Genomic DNA, 16,245 nt, shown 5'->3' with positions numbered 1-16,245 from the left:
TTAAATTCTTTCTACTCCGAAATAAGCGGTCTTATCACTCCATCCCGTGTCGTCATATTCTAGTGCTGAATCCTCAGTTTCAAAATGGTAAGGATAATTCAATCCTTCAAGTTCTTCGTCTGTTAGCTTTCTTCTAACTCGAATGCCTATTGCAAAATCGTCAGGCATATTTTCTATGACTTCTTTTAAGTCTTTTATGGTTCTTATTATCATAATTGTATCAAATCGGATGTTATACGGATATAAAAATTACTTGCTTCTCTTTCGATTAGCTTTCTTTGGAATGAATATAGGCGAAGGCTTATATTCTTTTTTGCTCGATATATAAATCATACTACCTTCTTTCTTATAAATCTCTTTTGTTTTCATATCAATCAATTTGCTTGTTATTACTATTTCACATTACAAATGTAATCAAGATTGCACAAAATGCACAATCTTTATAGTTAACCTTTGTTAAAGTGCACATTGTTTGCATTTTTGTTTGTATCTTTGTTGTAGAGAAATAAGGAAGTAAAAGTTTATAATATAACTATATATGAGCAAAAGACTAGAAATACTTAAAAAATCGCTTGAAAAGAAACAAGCTGAATTTGATAGAAAATTGAACACTCATATTGCAGATGTGAAAAGAGCGAACGGACAGCCTTTGAATGATAAAAGGAACGGACACGTTACACTTAATAGATGGGAAAGGCAAAATGATAGCCTTAGGAATCTGAAACAAAGCATTGAGAAAACAAAAGATGCTATTGAATTAGAGGAAGCAAAGATACGAGGTACTGAAACAGCAAAAGAAACAATGCCAAAAGAATTAATCAATCTTATCGAGAATGGAACGATAACACAATGGCGCAAACATCCTAATACATTCTTTGTTAATGGTGTCGAAAAGGCTCGTATGGTATGGGATGCAAAGAAAGGATTGATATGTCATAGATATGTTTCAGCTATTACCGATAAAGAACAAAGACGCATATTTGCGAGCGTTTACAATCCATTAAATGAGGTGTTGAATAATAGACTATAAATAACTTTTAAATAGAATGGTATGCTACAAGAATTATTATTACTGAAAGAGGCTTACGAAAACCGACTAATTCAAGTCAATAGGTCTATTACAAATGACTTTGATAAAGAATACAACGCTCGAATGGAAGCCAAAGCCGCTTGTTATAGAACGTTTATAGCTGAACTGAATAGGGTAATTAGTAAAGTTTAATAGTATATTTACAGAAAATAAACGGATATGAGAATAGCATTTACGATTAAAGCTAAAGATTGCAACCTACTTGATATAAAAGAGGTTCATTTATTTAACAGCGAAGATGAAGCTGAAAATTACATTCCAAATAATGGACGTGAATATGAGATAATTGAGGTTCATTTGAAACCTATTTCAAAATCTCATACTGAAACACAATCAGAATAAGTATAACTCACTAGTAATCAATAAACGGATATGAAAACATTTAATATTAATGAGAAGATAAAGTTAAAACTTACTGAAAAAGGTAAGCAAATAGTTGATAAAGAAGGTTATTCGTGGTTAAAATATGATAATGATGGATTTATTGAAATGCAGATGCACGAAGCCTTTAATTTCTTTGGAAAATACCTTAATATGGGTGGCTCTATACCCTTTGAGACAAACATTTATATTAATGACAATGATTTAAAGGATGCAAAGCCATGATACAGCCGAATGAGATAAGAATAGGGAATTGGGTTATGCACAATGGAAAGGCATATCAAACGACATCTATATATGTTTATAATCCAATTAATGCCGATAGATATGTTTTAGTCAGATTAAACACAGAACAAGGAGTTAATACAAATGATTTATACCCCATCCCCCTAACCGAAGATAGAATGATTAAGTTAGGTGCAGAAAAATATACTCCTGATAATACGTACAAGCTAGATGGTATCATTATCGACTTAAAGTTAGGCATTGCAATGTTAGATTGTGAAAACTGCACACCATTATTAGGAATCTGTAAATATCTACACCAATTACAGAACATTTATTTTATAAGAAAGAATAAAGAACTAGAAATAGAGTTATGAAAGAGATAAGCAAAGAAGCATTTGACAAGCTCTCAAAAGAGTCACAAGAAGCATATTTGAAACATTCTATTAAAGAGCTAGAGAAAGAAATAGATAATTTCATTACTTCGGAAGTGGTTAATGATATTCTAAACGATGATAGCTTTAATATCCAACCTTCTCAAATCAAACCTCTATCTGAGGATGCTTGTAATGATATGCTGATAGACCTTCATTTGATGAGAAAGAACGCAAAAGAAACAGAGGAAATACTTACCAAGTTACATGTATTTGGTGCTGATAAGAACTTACCTGAATCTACTGATGCACATAGTAGAGAGGATAAACAGCAAAACAACAAATAAATGAACATCACACTCGACTAATTTTTGCAAGTAGCAGAAGCTTGCTTTAAACCTGATTATGCTTATCTATTGAGACATGAGTATGATCGTATGTTAGTAGATAGAAAAGACGACACTTTTCTATTGAAGAATTGGAAAGAAATAATATTAATGATAGATACAAAAAAGTCTGATATTAATATAGTAAAAGATGGAGTTGCAAGATATGCTGACTTTAATAAACAAGCCGCCATCCGCAAAATGGAAGAGCTGGGGATAATTGATAAACTAAAATCATAATATATGAACACAATACAATCAATATTTACAATTCTAGTAGATGGTAAGGAAATTAAACACTATTCTACTGATACAGCAAAGGTACTCAAAGAGCAAATAGACTTCTTTTTAGATAGTGCAACAGACGAAAGCAATATGACTATAAGCGATGAAAATTCGTCAATACACGTTACCGCAACAGCCTTAAAAGATAGCGTTTGGAGTGTCAATAGTGTTAAGCAGCCAATAGTCCAAGATTTATTTTTTAAGTAGTTGATTTATGTTTTATAAAAAGCAAACCGCAAGGCTGTACACTCCCTGCGGTTTTTATTTGCAGACCACGAACAAAACTAATTGCCGTTATCCGATTCCCTTCTTTCGATTGAAAAATGGACTATATCACTACACTAAACACTCCTTAATAGCTTTGAATTATCATAATCAGACTTCTTTACTCTCGATATTGCACCACATTTACATCTGAATGTTTGGTATCTGCCAACTGTTGTATAATATGGTTTTTCTTCGGTTAGATCAGTAGACCCACAGTTAGGACAAATATGCTTATTAGCATCAAAATAAAGCCCAATATTCGCATGACCTGAAATCCAAGGGCGAAGTATCAAATAAACTTCTTCAAGCAATGTAACATCCCTATCGCAATATTCTGACATATATTTAAGGCTGTCTTCACTACCTCCCATTGATTCAGACCACAGCTCAAAAGATGTATGTAATTTATGATCTAAACCAAAATAGCCTGCTAAAGCATCTAATCTATTAGAGTTAAAACCAAACTGTTTGCGTACAACTCGTAATGTGTCGACTGTCTTATAAGTTGATGGTCTTTGCAATCCATGTATAATAAAACGGCTATTCATTCGTGGAATATCGAAACGTTCAATATTATGTCCGATAACTATTTCAGCTTCATTAAGCAAGTGCCAAAGGTCACTAACTATTCGCTTATCATCTTCTTTTATTGCTTCGTCAGGTGTTAGCACTCCCGAAATAACGTTATCGTGTCCTAACCACTTTGCAGACCAACAAAGAACATAAGTATTACTGATAACCTGATTAAGAGCAATATTGTTTTTCCAATGCCCCCACACATAAGCTCGCATAGGTGCAGTTTCAATGTCAAATAACAAGACTTTAGGTGTGTACTGTTCTGACTTCTTAGCTTTGTTCTTTCTTTTGTTGTGCTTTGAGATCATTTTACTGATAGATCGCCTAACTGAATCGTCAGGTCTACCGAAGTTTGAATACTTAGCAATGACGAATCTTGCTAGATCGGTTTTATTTTGGTATTCCCCACTCTCCCATAACTTCAAAACCTCGTCTTTATACGAATGTAATCCTTTTCCCATATTACCCAACTATTTGTTTTATAAGCTCGATATTATCCTCATAGAAATACGGCTTGTTTTTATACTTGCTAAAGCGTTCGTGATTCATTTTAAGCCACTCTTTGCTGTGCTTTGATAAATCAGTTACCGCATTAACGCTTTTTGTTGTTGGTTCTTTTCCTTCTAAAATCAATAGGTTATCTTCGGTTATTTCGGATATAGTTTTTATGATGGGAACACGATAGCATTTACAGTTAGGATGCCATGAATTCCACTTAAAGGTCTTTGGATATTTACCCGCCATAGCATCGCAAACCTCTTGCAAACTGCCATATCTAGGAATCCAATATTTTTGTAGCCAAATTTGATGTGAGTTAGATGTTTTAATCTCATACCCTACAACAAAATCAAGTCTATCTATCTTTTCTGTTTCTGCGTTTCTGTACGCTAGGTTTGTTTCATTCGCTACAAGCCTTTGCGCTTGTTTCTTGACGCTTTTAGGTGCTTTGCTACCCTTTGCAGCTTCTTCTATTTGTCGTTTCTGTAAATGCTTCTTTAACTCTACATCTGTAAGCTTGTTTATATGGTCGGCTTTAATCTCGGGCTTTTCAAGATACTCAGCTATCCGTTTACCTATATTTACTGCGCTATCGCCTTTATTTATACCTATCGCTATTGTTTCTTCGACCTCACGAAGATATTTATTTGACATTAGCCAAGTACGACCTTTTAGCGTTCTACCTTTTGATATATTACGCTTAATGAAAGCTTCTTTGGCTGCTTCGTTATGACTAAGATATTTTTCTAGTCTGTTTGTTGGTGTATTCGGAAATACAGTTTTAATAATTGGCTCAATATCGTTATTTGCTTGCGTCCAAGCTGTTTTTATTGAATTGATGGTGTGATTATATAAAGCAACCTGCAAACTCTCTCTAATCGGCTCAAAATAGGTCTTTATATTTGGGTAGTCTGATAGCTTGAAAGGTTTATTTGTATCTACCTTGCCATTTATCCAATCCCGATAAATCTTTTCTACCTCTTTTTGATGGTCTTTAAATATATTTTCTATTTTTTCGTCAATAGCTTTAGTACCAAACAGCTTTAGAGAATGTCGTTGTTGTTTCTTGACATACTCTCTTAATGCTTTTTGTAGCTGTTTGTTGGTGGGTTTTGACATGGTTATTCCTTAATAAATGAACTTAAATCAGCCTTTTTGACTTTTGATTTACTCATTGTGCCACAATAAAGACATGAGCATTCTTTTGATTGCATTATTGTAGGCAAATTAATTTCATCTATGCTTATGCACCCCTCTACAATGTCTTTACATGATTTACAAAAGCCGATTATGCGTATTAGATTGTTTTTCTCATCAACTAGCACACTCAAATAATCTTCTTCATACAGAAAACTATAATCATCTTTTAATGCGTCAGAATTTTCCATATCTATTGTTTTAAATTATTTATCTGTCTTTCTATATACCAAATAGCTTTGCGTAAATCCTCGATTTCTTTGTCTTTTGCTGTCTTATCGGCATCTTGTTTTAATCCTGCTCTCCAAAGGTATTTGATAGCGTTACCTATGCAGAAATTATAGTGTTCTGTTATTTGTATGCACTCGATACCACTAGGATGGCTAGTATAATGGCTTGGCTTTGTAACGTTGTCGCTCATATAAATATCTTCATTGTTAAAGAATTTTTCTAATCTGTAAAATCCATCTGAAATGCTACATACACATATAAGTATGGTAATCAATATGAAAATCGTTATAAAAATGCCTGATAAAACACTATACTCTAGCTTTTCAAATATCAGTGCCATTAATGCCGAAACAAACCCCATAACACATACTGATTCCACTGGATATTTACATATTAACTTCTTCATACCTCAATCTTTAAATATATGGTTCGGCTAAATCTCCGACTGCCTCGTCACTAAAAAATCCCATAATAGCATCAATATCAATAGACGGGTCAATTTCTTTCTTGTACTGCTCAAGAACGTACCGTTTCGGCATAATGACTGCGATCTTTATTATTCTGTCTAGCTTTGCATCAATATCTTTAGGAACGTATGGTTCAATCTCAACGCTGAAAGTGATATCATCTACTTTCCAATTGTTATGATAGCTGACCATCGCATTAAGAACATTCATGCGTCTTTGATGGTGCTTGATAAGATATTTAGTAATCTTTCTGCGTGCTTTCAATGTAGGCTCTACAAGCAAACGTTCAAGCATCTCCCCGCTGATATTACCTAAGCCCTTTAAACTCTCTAAACTAATATCAGGTGTCTGTGTACGCTTTCTTATTATTTCTTCGTTTTGCTCTACATCAAATTCAAGTAATGATGTTGTTTGATCTGATTCGACATAACTAATCTTACCACCTACTCCGAGTTCGTAAGTGCTATTTTGCCCTGGCACTGTGGATATTCCGTTAAGTTCTCCTTCAATCAATAAATGAGGAAAAGCGGAACGGTCTGTACTCTCCCCTGCGTTTGATACTGTCGTTTCTCTGCGATAGATTGATTGTATTACATCCTCATAATCAGACTTGCCCTGATTAGTATAAACGACTGTTATTTTGCCGTAAACGTTCAATAGGCTTTCTTTGCTACCATCAATAGAGTTAGGCTTTAACTCTACCCATCCTTCGCCCCTATTCTCAAATATGCGTGTTGCCTGATCGGTGTAGTAAACGAGTTCTTCAACCTCTTTGTCGTTTTCTTTGTATGCAATAGAATAAGCAAAGCCCGTCATTTTGCGCTTTCTGTCAATGATAGGATAAAGCTTATACCCAAACATAGGACTTACAAGATGAACACGAATATTACTCTTTTCTTCATCGTAGTACCATATCTCAGCTACTTCCGAGAAAGCGTATAAAGATTCATAAGCTTCGACATTTAAAGACAATTCTTTGTTATCTTCAAGTATCGCTTTAAGCTTTTCTTCTTTCTGCTTGTTCGTTGTATTGTATGTTATATGTGGCTTATTCCCTGCCGTAAATGAAACAGCCTTTTCAACTATCTCATTAGCTAAAGGGTCGCCGATCTTGTTAGCTTCATAGGTAGCACCGACACGATACTCTTTTATTCCCTTATCGTTTATAAACACCTCTGTAATCGTTCTATCTGGACGATTAAATACTTCGTGCTCTTTTACATCGTATGCTTTCTTGTATTCAGCAATCTTTTCATCGCTTACCTGCTGATTCGATTTGATAAATTCTATTATCTTATCAATCGACTCTACATTCGTTTCTTTATCTTTCTTTGCCATTCTTACCCCTTATTTCTAAATGCTGCTAAACTTCCTGATGGTAAACCACTATGTATTCTAATTCCAAACTTTTCAATTATACCCGTTAATGCGTCAGGCGCATCATCATTCGCATTTTTACCCTCTTTTCTGTACCCGATAACATCTTTATAGAATTGCGACCATCTATATTGCCAATCAGAAGGCATACGAATTATATTTGTTACATCTGCTGATTTTGTAAATATCCTGACTTGCTTATTTTCGCTTTGATGAAACCATTCTATCGAAGTGTGTGTATTACCTCTTTCTCTCAAATATCTTTCTACATTACGAGCATATCCACGACCTCCGTTGTTACTTTCAATCCAAACTTCCCTCGTATCGTTAGCGTCAAGCATTTCAGCGTTTTTCGGTTCTGTATATTCCATCGGCTTTTTAGTATAAAGCACATCGGTGACATATACCGCATCGGGATGTTCTTCATAACAGATAGAACACAAATAATCCGAACCCATATCAGCCGTATCGGTGTAGTTCTTTCTTACGCTAGTTCTACAAAACGGGATTGTGTCATACGTTTTAAACTCTCGGTACATCAAGCCCTCGATAGGTTTAGGATTCTGCATATACTGAGTATCAAAAACGAAAGAGTTATTATCTCTTATCTTGTAAAGCTCCTTTAACGTGTGTTTATGCTCCCATAAAGCTTTTTCTTGCCCGTTTTCATCTTCATAGATACAAGGTAAAGAAAGTACGTGCCATTCGTCAGGCTCTTGTTCTAAGAGATAACCGCATAAATCACGCTCGTGCAACCTTTGCATAATGATTATGATAGGCGTTTTACGGCTGTTTACACGATTTCGTATAGTAGTTTCGAATCGTTGGTTAACTCGCTCCCTTACTGTATCAGAAAGCGCATCTTCGGGCTTTATCGGGTCATCAATGATTATTGCACCTGCAAAGTTTGTAGAATCGGAACTATCTAATTCCGTAACCATACCTTCCAATTCAGCAAGCAATTCATTTACCTTACTTTTATCTTCGGTATAATCTACCTCTCCTGCACCGAATCCCGTTACTTGACCGCCCGTTGAAACTGCATATACTCCCCCTCCTTCGGTTGTATTCCATTTCTTTTTTGAATCGGTTGTTTTTGATACTTGAACGTATGGGAATAGCTGTTGATAGGCTTCACTTTTTACGATGTTTCTTACTTCCTCTGAGTTGTCATTTGCTAGATCGTCAGAATAAGAAAGATGAATAAACTTTGCTTTAGGCGACAATGCCAATCCGTTAGCAATGAAATTCTTTACAGCTAGTTCGGTTTTAGAGTAACGAGGTGCAATATTTATGATTAGTCTTGTTATCTCGCCATCTATAACCTTATCGAGTGTATCACATATTACTTCGTGATGGTTATTTACAATGAATTTCTTCTTGGTTTTACGCAAAAAGAAATACTTGGTAAAGTTTAAAGTTCCACTTAAACAATACGCTTGCAATATTTTGTTTCCATCATCCAAGTTCTTCGATTATTTTCTTTGCTGTTTCTTTACTGATTGGCTTAACTCCTAGAGTAGCATCAATATCTATCTTTGTTGTACCTTCTACACCTATCATTTTAGCAAGTGAATCAAGGCTTCTTTGTTTATCTAAAGCTTTGATTAATGGTACTTCAATTTTCCCGTCATCATTCACAAAAGCACCCTCTTTTAGTTCGGCAAATGCTATTTTTTTATGCTCTAATGCTATTGCTAAAGCTGATACTTGCGCCGTTTCCGCAAGGTTAGATTGCATCTGACTTATACGTGCTTTTATGTTAGGTTTTCTTAAGTTTTCACAACCGATAACAGCAGCAGTATCTTCGGAATATCCTGCACGAATAGCAGCCTGAGTAGCATTAAAATCAATGCAATACTCATAACAAAATGCTTCTTGCTTATCTGTCAACTTAATTTCACTCATACCCAAATATATAAAGAAGTTGTATCAATCAGGGAAGTCTAAACCCTAGTTTGTTAACAAGGTTAAATGTGTTTGAATCACGCTTTATAAAGTTTCTGTTTATCTTTTCTATTCCGCTAATAACAGTTACATGATTAACTCGATTGAAGAACTTTCCTATCTCGCTGAAAGAATAATAATGCTCTCCGTTTTCATCTTTGAGGCTTCTTAGATTCCAGAATAAAAGATGTCTTAGTAATGTGATTTGCTTTGTCCTGTTATTCTCTCTTACATCTTCGATTTTGTAGTTTGTAAGCGATAATAGATAGTTTACTTTTAAATGAAGATATGCAGCAAGGATAGCAGCGTCTTTGATCTCGTTTATGTCTGTTTTAAGCTTGTATTCTTCTTCGTCTAGTAGTGTTTTACCTGCTTTATCCAAATACTTAAATTCGCTATCTGTATGTACTAATTCTATTCCCCATTTATCAAAGAATGTCTTTAGTATGATAACAAAGAAGCTACCCCTATACTCTATTTTCAGTTTACTAGAGTACGGGGGAAATCTTAATTTATCAGACCAATTTTCGTGAATCTTTATCGGTTGGTCGTCGTTGTCTATTGTTATGGATAGCTGAACCTTTGGCTTCATGGGCAGTTAAATATTTTGTCTACTTAACTCTTTTCCTAGTTTTATAATAAATACATCTTCGAGAGGTGCGCCCCATTCGGGATTGCCTTTGCCAATAGTGATACCTTTAAATTCGAATGTTATTTGTGGACGATGTTTGCCATATCCGTTAGTAAATTCAACATGAGTGTAAAAAGCATATTCCAAGTAGCTTTTCCTTTCAACTATCATTGCATTATCTTTCAATCTCTCTGTTAAGTCTGTGATGCTATCAAACTTTTCAGGGTTTAATAACCAAACAAGGCGATTAGTCCAATAATCTTTTATCTCTCGATATTCTTCTTTCTTTACTCCTGAAGCAATCATATCGAACCATTGCTTTTTTAGGGTTAGTCTTAATATTTTGTTGTTCATACCCCTACCTCCATTCCTTCAAATTCATACTCCCCATCTACAAGCTTAATTTGATTATCTTTTTCGGCTTGCTCGAATATAGCTAGTATCTCGTTAAACATTTTATCGTATTCGCCACGTTTATAATCAAAATCAAGACAAACATCAACGATATATTTTTCAATCTCTGCTTGACTGCGATTAAGAGCAGATGCAGTAAACTCGTTACCTTTTTCGTACACACTAGAAAGCACATAAGCTATTATTCTTATACACTTTCTTTCATTCTCTCCCTTTGCTTTGCCATTAATAATCTTATCGGCTTCTATTCCGTATTTTGAAGTAAACTTGTCTAGTAACTGTATCATAGCTTTATTATTTGTTTTCTAGTTTGACAATCGGATTAAGCTCACAAATTGACTTTATATCGTTGTATATGTCTTTCTGAACTTCTATTTTATTTACTGCGTGAACTACTGAAGCATGATTCAATCCGAACATCTTAGCAATATCTTGAAGCGTCATATTGAACATTTCTCTCAGATTGTAGAATAATACGTGTCTGTAATCAACTAGAGGTTTCTTTCTTGACTTGCCTTTTATTTCGTCAACTTTTAGCCTATTCTTATTGCAAAAGTCTTGTATGTATAATTCTGCTGTAATCATAGCTTATTGCAATCCGAACTCTTTATAAATGATTTCTTTGATCTTATCTGAATACTCCCCAAACTCAGTAGAAAAGTTTTCGCCAGTTTCTTTATCTACAAATGATACTAGACTTTCTGCGTGTGCTTTTATTCTGTCAACCGAACGTTTCATTGGTAGAGATAATGTTTCGTCTACTTTCTTTAATTCGCATAATATGTCGGTCATTAAATCGTCTTGAATATCAGCTAGTATAAAACACAAATTAATTCGTCTAGCCATTAGATTTTTGTCAATCTCTGGAAGATCTAGCAAAGGTGTTTTCTTTATTATTTCTTTCACTCTTGGTTTTAATTGTAGCTTTGGTTTACTCCCTATAATACCGTAGCTTATTTTTCTTTGGTTTGGTATTCTTATATTTCGCATATTAATTATTCTTGTCTTTCTTTTACTTTTTAAAGAAAAGGGCTAGGCTTTTACACTCTAGCCCGATTCAACAACTAAACTATGAAATCAACTAATTTTCTTCTTGTTCTTCGCTCGGTGCATTCTTCATTTCGTAGTAGCACCATGAGTAAGCGATTATGTATATTACTGCAATTATGATTATGAATGTTTTCATCTGATTGCATTATTTCAAAAACGAGTGCGGGAAAGCTTGAAAACCGCATTTATAAGATCACTAATCACTATGTTGTTATTGTCAAATTTTAAAATATAGCTTGCTTTATTACTCGTTTCTGTTTGTTAGTCGGGCAGGATTCGAACCTGCATGTATTGTACACTACTTTTTCTATTAGTTGCGACTAATAGGCGTCTAACCAATTCCGCCACCGACTAATTTTTATATCTTTATTACATCATCCAACCACGCAACAGTTGAATTTTCGTATCTTTCTTTCTCTGCTTTCATTTCTCCGTAGCTGTCAACTGCTAAACCGACTGCAACGAATAGAAGTATAGCATATATCAAATGACTAAATTTTACTTTTGCTTTCATGACTGTAATAATTCTGGGTTATCGTGAATATTGCCTATAACTTCTAGTGTGTTATCCTCTCCCTCTCTAAAGCTCTTTAATGGCAAATTACCTGATGGGTGTTTGTCGTCTACATAAAAGCATCCATTTTCAAAATAGACTACTCCGATTTTATCAGAACAATAATTGAAGTATATCTTGCATATATCCCCTTCGTAAATTTCTATTCCGTTTATATCTTTTAATTCCGTGAATTGTCCTGTTGTTTGGGGAACGACTTTAATCGATAGGTCTAATATTTTAGAATCATCATATACTCCCGTAAAAGGAAGTATATGTGTCTCAATATTTATTCTTATCATTTTAATAAGTGAACCATATACCCACACTCCATTTTTGGATTTCCCTCTAAACTTAATCTCTCTCATATCCTTAGTATTTTTCAGTTTCTAGTATCTCGTAACCTTGTCTTACAGCTTCTTTATGTCTTGCGTTATATTCAGCTACAACAGATTCAAGCAAGCTTCTGAATATTGCTGATTCAAGTTGCATAACATCGTAATCTTCATTAAGAAGCTCTGCTACTTTAATCTCGATGCTATCAAATGATGCTATTTCAAAGTCTACGCAAACACGTAATTTGTCGTCAAACATTGGTTCGTCAATATCATTCAGATCGCAAAGCTGACTGGGTAAACAGCTTGAAACGTACTTAACTGCACCCTCGATATAGCTTTGAGGAATTACGCAATTAACTTGCACCTGATATAGTTTTTTAGCTTCCATAATCAAAAAGTTGTATCAATTCGGATGTCATAGGGGCATAAAAAAATTGCATTCATTTCTGAACGGTAAATTTGTTGTTTATGCTACCTTTACAATCCATAATTTGACTTTGTTTTTATTTCTATAATTCAAAGATAATTCATTATGTCCATTTTTGCAAGTTAACAAAAGTTAAAGTGCAAACAATTTTCATTTTTAACTAAAATAATCAGTTATAACCTCTCTAAACATATCGAAAGAGTTCACAACAATGTATTTATAGCCTGCTTCTTTGGCTTTTTTCTCAAATTCTTTTTGATGTTCTGATTGTTTACCTTTCTGATACTTCATTTCGATACATAATCCGTGATACTCTTTGTTAGGATGCAATAGGATAAGATCTGATACTCCTGCTAAAACTCCTTCTTGTTTTAATCTTGCTGCTTCTAAAGCGTTACGGCTTCCCCCATTTGGAACGGCAAAGAGTAATAAATCAGGATAACAAAGTTTAAACCATTGTACGCACATCTTTTGTAATTTACTTTCGTTTTGCTTTGGCTTCTTACCTGATGTTTTATTGGAATTTTCTTTCAGTGCGTTATATTGTTCGATTGAGAGTGCCATTATCCCGCCACCGCTTTAATTAAACCATTCTTTTGCATAAATCGCTCTTTGCGTCTCTCTATTTCTTCGGTTGTTGCATTTACGGGAACGCAAATACTTAAACCTCGTCTGATCGGTATTATTCGTTCTTCTACTTGTCTGCTCTTACTTGCTTGAATTGCTTTTTCTCTTGCGATTTGCAAATCTTCGTCTGTTATAATTCCTTGTTTTCTTGCCATTGTTTTATATTGATTTTTATTATTTGTTTAGAATGGTAACTTGTCTTTGTCTAATGTTGTAAAAAAATTATCTTCTTTTGCTTCAGTTGATATTTTGTTGAAATCGAAGTTTGATTGCTCTACATTGTTTTCTGCTTCGACTAGCCAATTACTATCGTCAATTATAGGATTCGAAACGCTTTCTGGATTCTCACTCTGAAAAGAGTAATCAATATATCGCCCGTTATTTTTATTCCATTTAAGCCAAGTAAATTTGTTATTTTCTCCTAAGTGTGAAAACTTAACTTTCATTACTTTGATCTTTACTAGTTCATTGTCATAATCACGATGTACACACAATCCGTGAGGCATCATATCGTACCATTCGCCACCGCCTTTAATGCTGTAAAAAGTAGGCTCATAGTTTTTCATGTTTTCCTGACTTGGTTTTGTAGGATGTGCAACTATGATAATCAGAATGTCGTGTTTACGTGCGAACTCGTCAAGCTTATACAGATAATCATTTGTATATTCATTTACATTTTTGCTTAATGATGCTTTTAGGCGAACTTTATTAAACGGGTCTATTACTAAAACCTTGATACCAAATTTGAATATCAGACTTCGTGTTTTTTCTAATACTTCATCAAGATCGTAACCATCACTAAGATCAATGTACTTGTACATATCGTTAATCTTGTCAACAGCCCTTTTAAACCATCCCTCTGATAGATATTCTTTTTTATTTACCCATTTACCTGCAAGCTTTGAAATGATCTTACCTGCATGGATAGTGTTAGGCTTATTCTCAGGCGAAGCAATAGCTATTTTCCAACCATAATTGCGATTATATCCCAAACACATCATATCAACAAAATCAGACTTTCCCGAACTTGGAATACCCGTAACGGCTATTGATTGCCCCGTATAAGTTGAAAATATCCTATCAAATGATTCTATGCCCGTTTTATAACCTTGTTGCATTCCGTTAACAAGATAATCTTCAAACTGATCTTGCCAATCTAATACAGAGCTAACACCCTCAATTGGGACTTCTTTAGCTTCACGCAGAACAAATGCTAGTTTTTCTTTCCCGTACTTAACAAGATATTCATTCGCATCTTTGCAATCGCCAAAATCAACGAGTAAGCATTTTTCTATTCCAAATCTTCTTACAAGTTCTTTTGTTGTATTTTGCCCTGCTTCGTCATTATCGAGCGCTAGGTATATCTTTTCTTTATTCTCGAAATACTCAATGCAGTTGTCAATATATTCAAGATTTGAGTTACCTAACGTTGAACCATTTGGAACTGACATAACATTCATTATTCCTGCTTCAACGAAAGAAAGGACATCCATTTCGCCCTCGACAATTACAACATCTTTGCTAGTCTTACAGCAATCAAGGTTGTACATTATGCGCTCTGCATCTTTGAATAGCTTGAAATTCTTAGCGCCATCCCGATATTTAATGTTTACTAGTTCGCCATCCCTGAAGTAATTAAACTGAACCGTGTTTACTTCTTTCTTGACTTGTGGCATAAACTCTTTGCTCTCGGTAATTTTAAGAAGTTTAAGCGATAATTGACTTATACCCCTACCCTCAAACCACTTTACAAGTCTATCCGATAATTCGGTTCTATTTGACCATTGAGGTTTTGCGTAAACTTTAGGCTTAGAATCCTTTTTACTTTCGTACTCATGTATCTGTATTACCTCTCCGCAATGTTGGCATGTCGCTAATCCTCTTTCCCAATCAATCATTAAAACCTTAGCTTTCTGATTTTGTGGTTTTCTATTGTGTGAGCAAAGAGGACAGACAGACCGCTTTTGACCTTCTGGTAGGTTATATTTGTTGAATGTTTTTATTTTAAAGCCGTTAATATCCATAGTTTAGTTTATTAGTCTAATTCAAGAATCCCAAAAAGTTTATTTCTAAATTGCTGTTTCTGTTTTTATCAATCATGTATTGCTTGTATGTTCCTTTTCGTTGATCTCCTAACTGAGGTATTTCCCATTTGCATAACTTTTCATCTTCTTTAGGTTCTTGCTTGTTTTGGCTATTCTCTTTTTCTTGTCTATCTAGCTTACTTGTTAACCAACGATTGAAATATTTCTTATACTCGCTCAAATCTCTTTCGGTTTCGTCATTATCATTTGTTAGCTCGATGAAGAATTTCTTTAACCATACAATCATTTCATCAACAGATATTCTTTTATTCATGCAGATAGGCTCTAACCAAATCTGATCTTCTTGCATTTCATTTAGGAATTCGATAAACTGACTTTTCACAAAAAAATCTTCGTTGCCTATTTTTATTTTATTATTCTTCTCATTCTTATTCTTCTTATCATTATTGTTAGTGTACTGTCTGCTGTCCGTCTGCTGTCCGTCTGCTGTGCTGTTTGTTGTATCGTCTGCTGTATCGCCACCTTGATAATGATTATAATTAACTATTGATATAATGGATGTTAAGTTGTTTTTTTGCTGTACTATCTGCTGTTCTTTTTCTAATTCATTTAAAAATCTAATAACCTTCCCTCTTGACCACTTCCATCTTTCTGCCAATTTCACTTGACTATGCCCAACATCGCCCCTATTTAGCTCAACTTTATTGCCACGATAGTATATATAGCCCTTCTTGTGATTGGCTATTAAAATTAGGTCAGTCCAAGCCTGTATTCTGGTAAAAGGCTCGGAGAAATACATAGGATTCTCTGTAATACTTCTATGCAACTTAATCCACCCGCTCATATCTTAGTTTTATAT

Annotated in this window: 28 protein-coding genes and 1 tRNA gene; 8 read left to right on the top strand and 21 right to left on the bottom strand. The window is 34.4% G+C overall.

Translation table 11 applies throughout. The features are described from left to right. Positions 1-213 (bottom strand): hypothetical protein, encoded by a 213-nt coding sequence (locus C1A06_RS13825; protein WP_101690730.1) that lies wholly within the window; start codon positions 211-213, stop codon positions 1-3. A 325-nt stretch (positions 214-538) separates the two neighbouring features. Here C1A06_RS13825 and C1A06_RS13820 point away from each other — a divergent pair, with 325 nt between their 5' ends. Genes C1A06_RS13820 through C1A06_RS13790 form a run of 8 tightly spaced genes read left to right on the top strand, consistent with a single transcriptional unit; the run spans position 539 to position 2,948 of the window. Further along, positions 539-1,030: a hypothetical protein gene (locus C1A06_RS13820; protein ID WP_101690729.1), complete on the top strand. Its 492-nt coding sequence runs from the start codon at positions 539-541 to the stop codon at positions 1,028-1,030. 21 nt (positions 1,031-1,051) lie between these two features. Continuing rightward, positions 1,052-1,222 carry a hypothetical protein gene (locus C1A06_RS15150; RefSeq protein ID WP_159461425.1) on the top strand — a complete coding sequence of 57 codons (171 nt, stop codon included), beginning with the start codon at positions 1,052-1,054 and terminating at the stop codon, positions 1,220-1,222. Between the two features lie 27 nt (positions 1,223-1,249). Beyond that, a complete protein-coding gene (locus tag C1A06_RS13815) occupies positions 1,250-1,432 on the top strand; it encodes a hypothetical protein (protein ID WP_101690728.1) in 183 nt (60 codons plus the stop codon). A gap of 30 nt (positions 1,433-1,462) precedes the next feature. Beyond that, complete coding sequence (locus C1A06_RS13810; protein WP_101690727.1) at positions 1,463-1,696, top strand: hypothetical protein; 234 nt, start codon at positions 1,463-1,465, stop codon at positions 1,694-1,696. Further along, positions 1,693-2,073, top strand: a complete 381-nt coding sequence (locus tag C1A06_RS13805) for a hypothetical protein (protein WP_101690726.1) — start codon at positions 1,693-1,695, stop codon at positions 2,071-2,073. The genes C1A06_RS13810 and C1A06_RS13805 overlap by 4 nt, the downstream gene beginning before the upstream one ends. Then, on the top strand, positions 2,070-2,417 hold the full coding sequence (locus C1A06_RS13800; protein WP_101690725.1) for a hypothetical protein: 348 nt from the start codon (positions 2,070-2,072) through the stop codon (positions 2,415-2,417). Before C1A06_RS13805 ends, C1A06_RS13800 begins: the two co-directional genes overlap by 4 nt. 24 nt (positions 2,418-2,441) lie before the next feature. Beyond that, entirely contained in the window at positions 2,442-2,696 is a 255-nt protein-coding gene (locus tag C1A06_RS13795) for a hypothetical protein (RefSeq protein WP_101690724.1), read from the top strand. A gap of 3 nt (positions 2,697-2,699) precedes the next feature. Further along, a complete protein-coding gene (locus C1A06_RS13790; RefSeq protein WP_101690723.1) occupies positions 2,700-2,948 on the top strand; it encodes a hypothetical protein in 249 nt (82 codons plus the stop codon). Between the two features lie 134 nt (positions 2,949-3,082). Here C1A06_RS13790 and C1A06_RS13785 read toward each other — a convergent pair whose 3' ends face one another. The 20 genes from C1A06_RS13785 to C1A06_RS13700 all read right to left on the bottom strand — a co-directional run bounded on the left by C1A06_RS13785 (position 3,083) and on the right by C1A06_RS13700 (position 16,230). Beyond that, the gene (locus tag C1A06_RS13785) at positions 3,083-4,045 is read right to left on the bottom strand and encodes a ribonuclease H-like domain-containing protein (protein ID WP_101690722.1); all 963 of its coding nucleotides are present in this window, start codon (positions 4,043-4,045) and stop codon (positions 3,083-3,085) included. A 1-nt stretch (position 4,046) separates the two neighbouring features. Then, positions 4,047-5,201 carry a hypothetical protein gene (locus C1A06_RS13780; RefSeq protein WP_101690721.1) on the bottom strand — a complete coding sequence of 385 codons (1,155 nt, stop codon included), beginning with the start codon at positions 5,199-5,201 and terminating at the stop codon, positions 4,047-4,049. 2 nt (positions 5,202-5,203) lie between these two features. Then, a complete protein-coding gene (locus tag C1A06_RS13775) occupies positions 5,204-5,470 on the bottom strand; it encodes a hypothetical protein (protein WP_101690720.1) in 267 nt (88 codons plus the stop codon). A 2-nt stretch (positions 5,471-5,472) separates the two neighbouring features. After that, positions 5,473-5,916 carry a DUF3310 domain-containing protein gene (locus C1A06_RS15205; RefSeq protein ID WP_221405687.1) on the bottom strand — a complete coding sequence of 148 codons (444 nt, stop codon included), beginning with the start codon at positions 5,914-5,916 and terminating at the stop codon, positions 5,473-5,475. 10 nt (positions 5,917-5,926) lie between these two features. Next, positions 5,927-7,315, bottom strand: coding sequence for a phage portal protein (locus tag C1A06_RS13765; RefSeq protein WP_101690719.1), 1,389 nt, complete (start codon positions 7,313-7,315; stop codon positions 5,927-5,929). A 2-nt stretch (positions 7,316-7,317) separates the two neighbouring features. Further along, positions 7,318-8,748, bottom strand: coding sequence for a phage terminase large subunit (gene terL, locus C1A06_RS13760; RefSeq protein ID WP_245872080.1), 1,431 nt, complete (start codon positions 8,746-8,748; stop codon positions 7,318-7,320). 64 nt (positions 8,749-8,812) lie between these two features. Continuing rightward, positions 8,813-9,262, bottom strand: coding sequence for a terminase small subunit (locus tag C1A06_RS13755; protein ID WP_101690717.1), 450 nt, complete (start codon positions 9,260-9,262; stop codon positions 8,813-8,815). Between the two features lie 28 nt (positions 9,263-9,290). Next, complete coding sequence (locus C1A06_RS13750; protein ID WP_101690716.1) at positions 9,291-9,893, bottom strand: helix-turn-helix domain-containing protein; 603 nt, start codon at positions 9,891-9,893, stop codon at positions 9,291-9,293. 6 nt (positions 9,894-9,899) lie between these two features. Next, positions 9,900-10,286 (bottom strand): hypothetical protein, encoded by a 387-nt coding sequence (locus C1A06_RS13745; protein ID WP_101690715.1) that lies wholly within the window; start codon positions 10,284-10,286, stop codon positions 9,900-9,902. After that, positions 10,283-10,633: a hypothetical protein gene (locus tag C1A06_RS13740; RefSeq protein WP_101690714.1), complete on the bottom strand. Its 351-nt coding sequence runs from the start codon at positions 10,631-10,633 to the stop codon at positions 10,283-10,285. Before C1A06_RS13740 ends, C1A06_RS13745 begins: the two co-directional genes overlap by 4 nt. Before the next feature lie 7 nt (positions 10,634-10,640). Next, positions 10,641-10,931 carry a helix-turn-helix domain-containing protein gene (locus C1A06_RS13735; protein WP_101690713.1) on the bottom strand — a complete coding sequence of 97 codons (291 nt, stop codon included), beginning with the start codon at positions 10,929-10,931 and terminating at the stop codon, positions 10,641-10,643. 3 nt (positions 10,932-10,934) lie between these two features. Continuing rightward, positions 10,935-11,336, bottom strand: a complete 402-nt coding sequence (locus C1A06_RS13730; protein ID WP_101690712.1) for a hypothetical protein — start codon at positions 11,334-11,336, stop codon at positions 10,935-10,937. A 321-nt stretch (positions 11,337-11,657) separates the two neighbouring features. After that, a tRNA-OTHER gene (locus C1A06_RS15145) sits at positions 11,658-11,750 on the bottom strand. A 4-nt stretch (positions 11,751-11,754) separates the two neighbouring features. Next, the gene (locus tag C1A06_RS15140; protein ID WP_159461424.1) at positions 11,755-11,910 is read right to left on the bottom strand and encodes a hypothetical protein; all 156 of its coding nucleotides are present in this window, start codon (positions 11,908-11,910) and stop codon (positions 11,755-11,757) included. Next, the gene (locus tag C1A06_RS13725) at positions 11,907-12,317 is read right to left on the bottom strand and encodes a YopX family protein (protein ID WP_101690711.1); all 411 of its coding nucleotides are present in this window, start codon (positions 12,315-12,317) and stop codon (positions 11,907-11,909) included. The genes C1A06_RS15140 and C1A06_RS13725 overlap by 4 nt, the downstream gene beginning before the upstream one ends. Before the next feature lie 4 nt (positions 12,318-12,321). Continuing rightward, positions 12,322-12,675 carry a hypothetical protein gene (locus tag C1A06_RS13720; RefSeq protein WP_101690710.1) on the bottom strand — a complete coding sequence of 118 codons (354 nt, stop codon included), beginning with the start codon at positions 12,673-12,675 and terminating at the stop codon, positions 12,322-12,324. Between the two features lie 195 nt (positions 12,676-12,870). Then, positions 12,871-13,278, bottom strand: coding sequence for a VRR-NUC domain-containing protein (locus C1A06_RS13715; RefSeq protein WP_101690709.1), 408 nt, complete (start codon positions 13,276-13,278; stop codon positions 12,871-12,873). Beyond that, positions 13,278-13,496, bottom strand: a complete 219-nt coding sequence (locus tag C1A06_RS13710; RefSeq protein WP_101690708.1) for a hypothetical protein — start codon at positions 13,494-13,496, stop codon at positions 13,278-13,280. The genes C1A06_RS13715 and C1A06_RS13710 overlap by 1 nt, the downstream gene beginning before the upstream one ends. Positions 13,497-13,523: 27 nt before the next feature. Beyond that, positions 13,524-15,365, bottom strand: a complete 1,842-nt coding sequence (locus tag C1A06_RS13705) for a toprim domain-containing protein (RefSeq protein ID WP_101690707.1) — start codon at positions 15,363-15,365, stop codon at positions 13,524-13,526. Between the two features lie 16 nt (positions 15,366-15,381). Further along, a complete protein-coding gene (locus C1A06_RS13700) occupies positions 15,382-16,230 on the bottom strand; it encodes a DUF7833 domain-containing protein (protein ID WP_101690706.1) in 849 nt (282 codons plus the stop codon). Between the last annotated feature and the right edge of the window lie 15 nt (positions 16,231-16,245).

The sequence above is a fragment of the Dysgonomonas massiliensis genome, assembly GCF_900240225.1.
Taxonomy (GTDB): Bacteria; Bacteroidota; Bacteroidia; order Bacteroidales; family Dysgonomonadaceae; genus Dysgonomonas; species Dysgonomonas massiliensis.
This window is presented reverse-complemented; position numbering and strand designations above follow the sequence as displayed.

What these genes read in the sequence shown, in the direction of transcription:
- C1A06_RS13825 (WP_101690730.1), bottom strand. Translation starts at nt 213, where the DNA reads ATGATAATAAGAACCATAAAAGACTTAAAAGAAGTCATAGAAAATATG.
- C1A06_RS13820 (WP_101690729.1), top strand. Translation starts at nt 539, where the DNA reads ATGAGCAAAAGACTAGAAATACTTAAAAAATCGCTTGAAAAGAAACAA.
- C1A06_RS15150 (WP_159461425.1), top strand. Translation starts at nt 1,052, where the DNA reads ATGCTACAAGAATTATTATTACTGAAAGAGGCTTACGAAAACCGACTA.
- C1A06_RS13815 (WP_101690728.1), top strand. Translation starts at nt 1,250, where the DNA reads ATGAGAATAGCATTTACGATTAAAGCTAAAGATTGCAACCTACTTGAT.
- C1A06_RS13810 (WP_101690727.1), top strand. Translation starts at nt 1,463, where the DNA reads ATGAAAACATTTAATATTAATGAGAAGATAAAGTTAAAACTTACTGAA.
- C1A06_RS13805 (WP_101690726.1), top strand. Translation starts at nt 1,693, where the DNA reads ATGATACAGCCGAATGAGATAAGAATAGGGAATTGGGTTATGCACAAT.
- C1A06_RS13800 (WP_101690725.1), top strand. Translation starts at nt 2,070, where the DNA reads ATGAAAGAGATAAGCAAAGAAGCATTTGACAAGCTCTCAAAAGAGTCA.
- C1A06_RS13790 (WP_101690723.1), top strand. Translation starts at nt 2,700, where the DNA reads ATGAACACAATACAATCAATATTTACAATTCTAGTAGATGGTAAGGAA.
- C1A06_RS13785 (WP_101690722.1), bottom strand. Translation starts at nt 4,045, where the DNA reads ATGGGAAAAGGATTACATTCGTATAAAGACGAGGTTTTGAAGTTATGG.
- C1A06_RS13780 (WP_101690721.1), bottom strand. Translation starts at nt 5,201, where the DNA reads ATGTCAAAACCCACCAACAAACAGCTACAAAAAGCATTAAGAGAGTAT.
- C1A06_RS13775 (WP_101690720.1), bottom strand. Translation starts at nt 5,470, where the DNA reads ATGGAAAATTCTGACGCATTAAAAGATGATTATAGTTTTCTGTATGAA.
- C1A06_RS15205 (WP_221405687.1), bottom strand. Translation starts at nt 5,916, where the DNA reads ATGAAGAAGTTAATATGTAAATATCCAGTGGAATCAGTATGTGTTATG.
- C1A06_RS13765 (WP_101690719.1), bottom strand. Translation starts at nt 7,315, where the DNA reads ATGGCAAAGAAAGATAAAGAAACGAATGTAGAGTCGATTGATAAGATA.
- C1A06_RS13755 (WP_101690717.1), bottom strand. Translation starts at nt 9,262, where the DNA reads ATGAGTGAAATTAAGTTGACAGATAAGCAAGAAGCATTTTGTTATGAG.
- C1A06_RS13750 (WP_101690716.1), bottom strand. Translation starts at nt 9,893, where the DNA reads ATGAAGCCAAAGGTTCAGCTATCCATAACAATAGACAACGACGACCAA.
- C1A06_RS13745 (WP_101690715.1), bottom strand. Translation starts at nt 10,286, where the DNA reads ATGAACAACAAAATATTAAGACTAACCCTAAAAAAGCAATGGTTCGAT.
- C1A06_RS13740 (WP_101690714.1), bottom strand. Translation starts at nt 10,633, where the DNA reads ATGATACAGTTACTAGACAAGTTTACTTCAAAATACGGAATAGAAGCC.
- C1A06_RS13735 (WP_101690713.1), bottom strand. Translation starts at nt 10,931, where the DNA reads ATGATTACAGCAGAATTATACATACAAGACTTTTGCAATAAGAATAGG.
- C1A06_RS13730 (WP_101690712.1), bottom strand. Translation starts at nt 11,336, where the DNA reads ATGCGAAATATAAGAATACCAAACCAAAGAAAAATAAGCTACGGTATT.
- C1A06_RS15140 (WP_159461424.1), bottom strand. Translation starts at nt 11,910, where the DNA reads ATGAAAGCAAAAGTAAAATTTAGTCATTTGATATATGCTATACTTCTA.
- C1A06_RS13725 (WP_101690711.1), bottom strand. Translation starts at nt 12,317, where the DNA reads ATGAGAGAGATTAAGTTTAGAGGGAAATCCAAAAATGGAGTGTGGGTA.
- C1A06_RS13720 (WP_101690710.1), bottom strand. Translation starts at nt 12,675, where the DNA reads ATGGAAGCTAAAAAACTATATCAGGTGCAAGTTAATTGCGTAATTCCT.
- C1A06_RS13715 (WP_101690709.1), bottom strand. Translation starts at nt 13,278, where the DNA reads ATGGCACTCTCAATCGAACAATATAACGCACTGAAAGAAAATTCCAAT.
- C1A06_RS13710 (WP_101690708.1), bottom strand. Translation starts at nt 13,496, where the DNA reads ATGGCAAGAAAACAAGGAATTATAACAGACGAAGATTTGCAAATCGCA.
- C1A06_RS13705 (WP_101690707.1), bottom strand. Translation starts at nt 15,365, where the DNA reads ATGGATATTAACGGCTTTAAAATAAAAACATTCAACAAATATAACCTA.
- C1A06_RS13700 (WP_101690706.1), bottom strand. Translation starts at nt 16,230, where the DNA reads ATGAGCGGGTGGATTAAGTTGCATAGAAGTATTACAGAGAATCCTATG.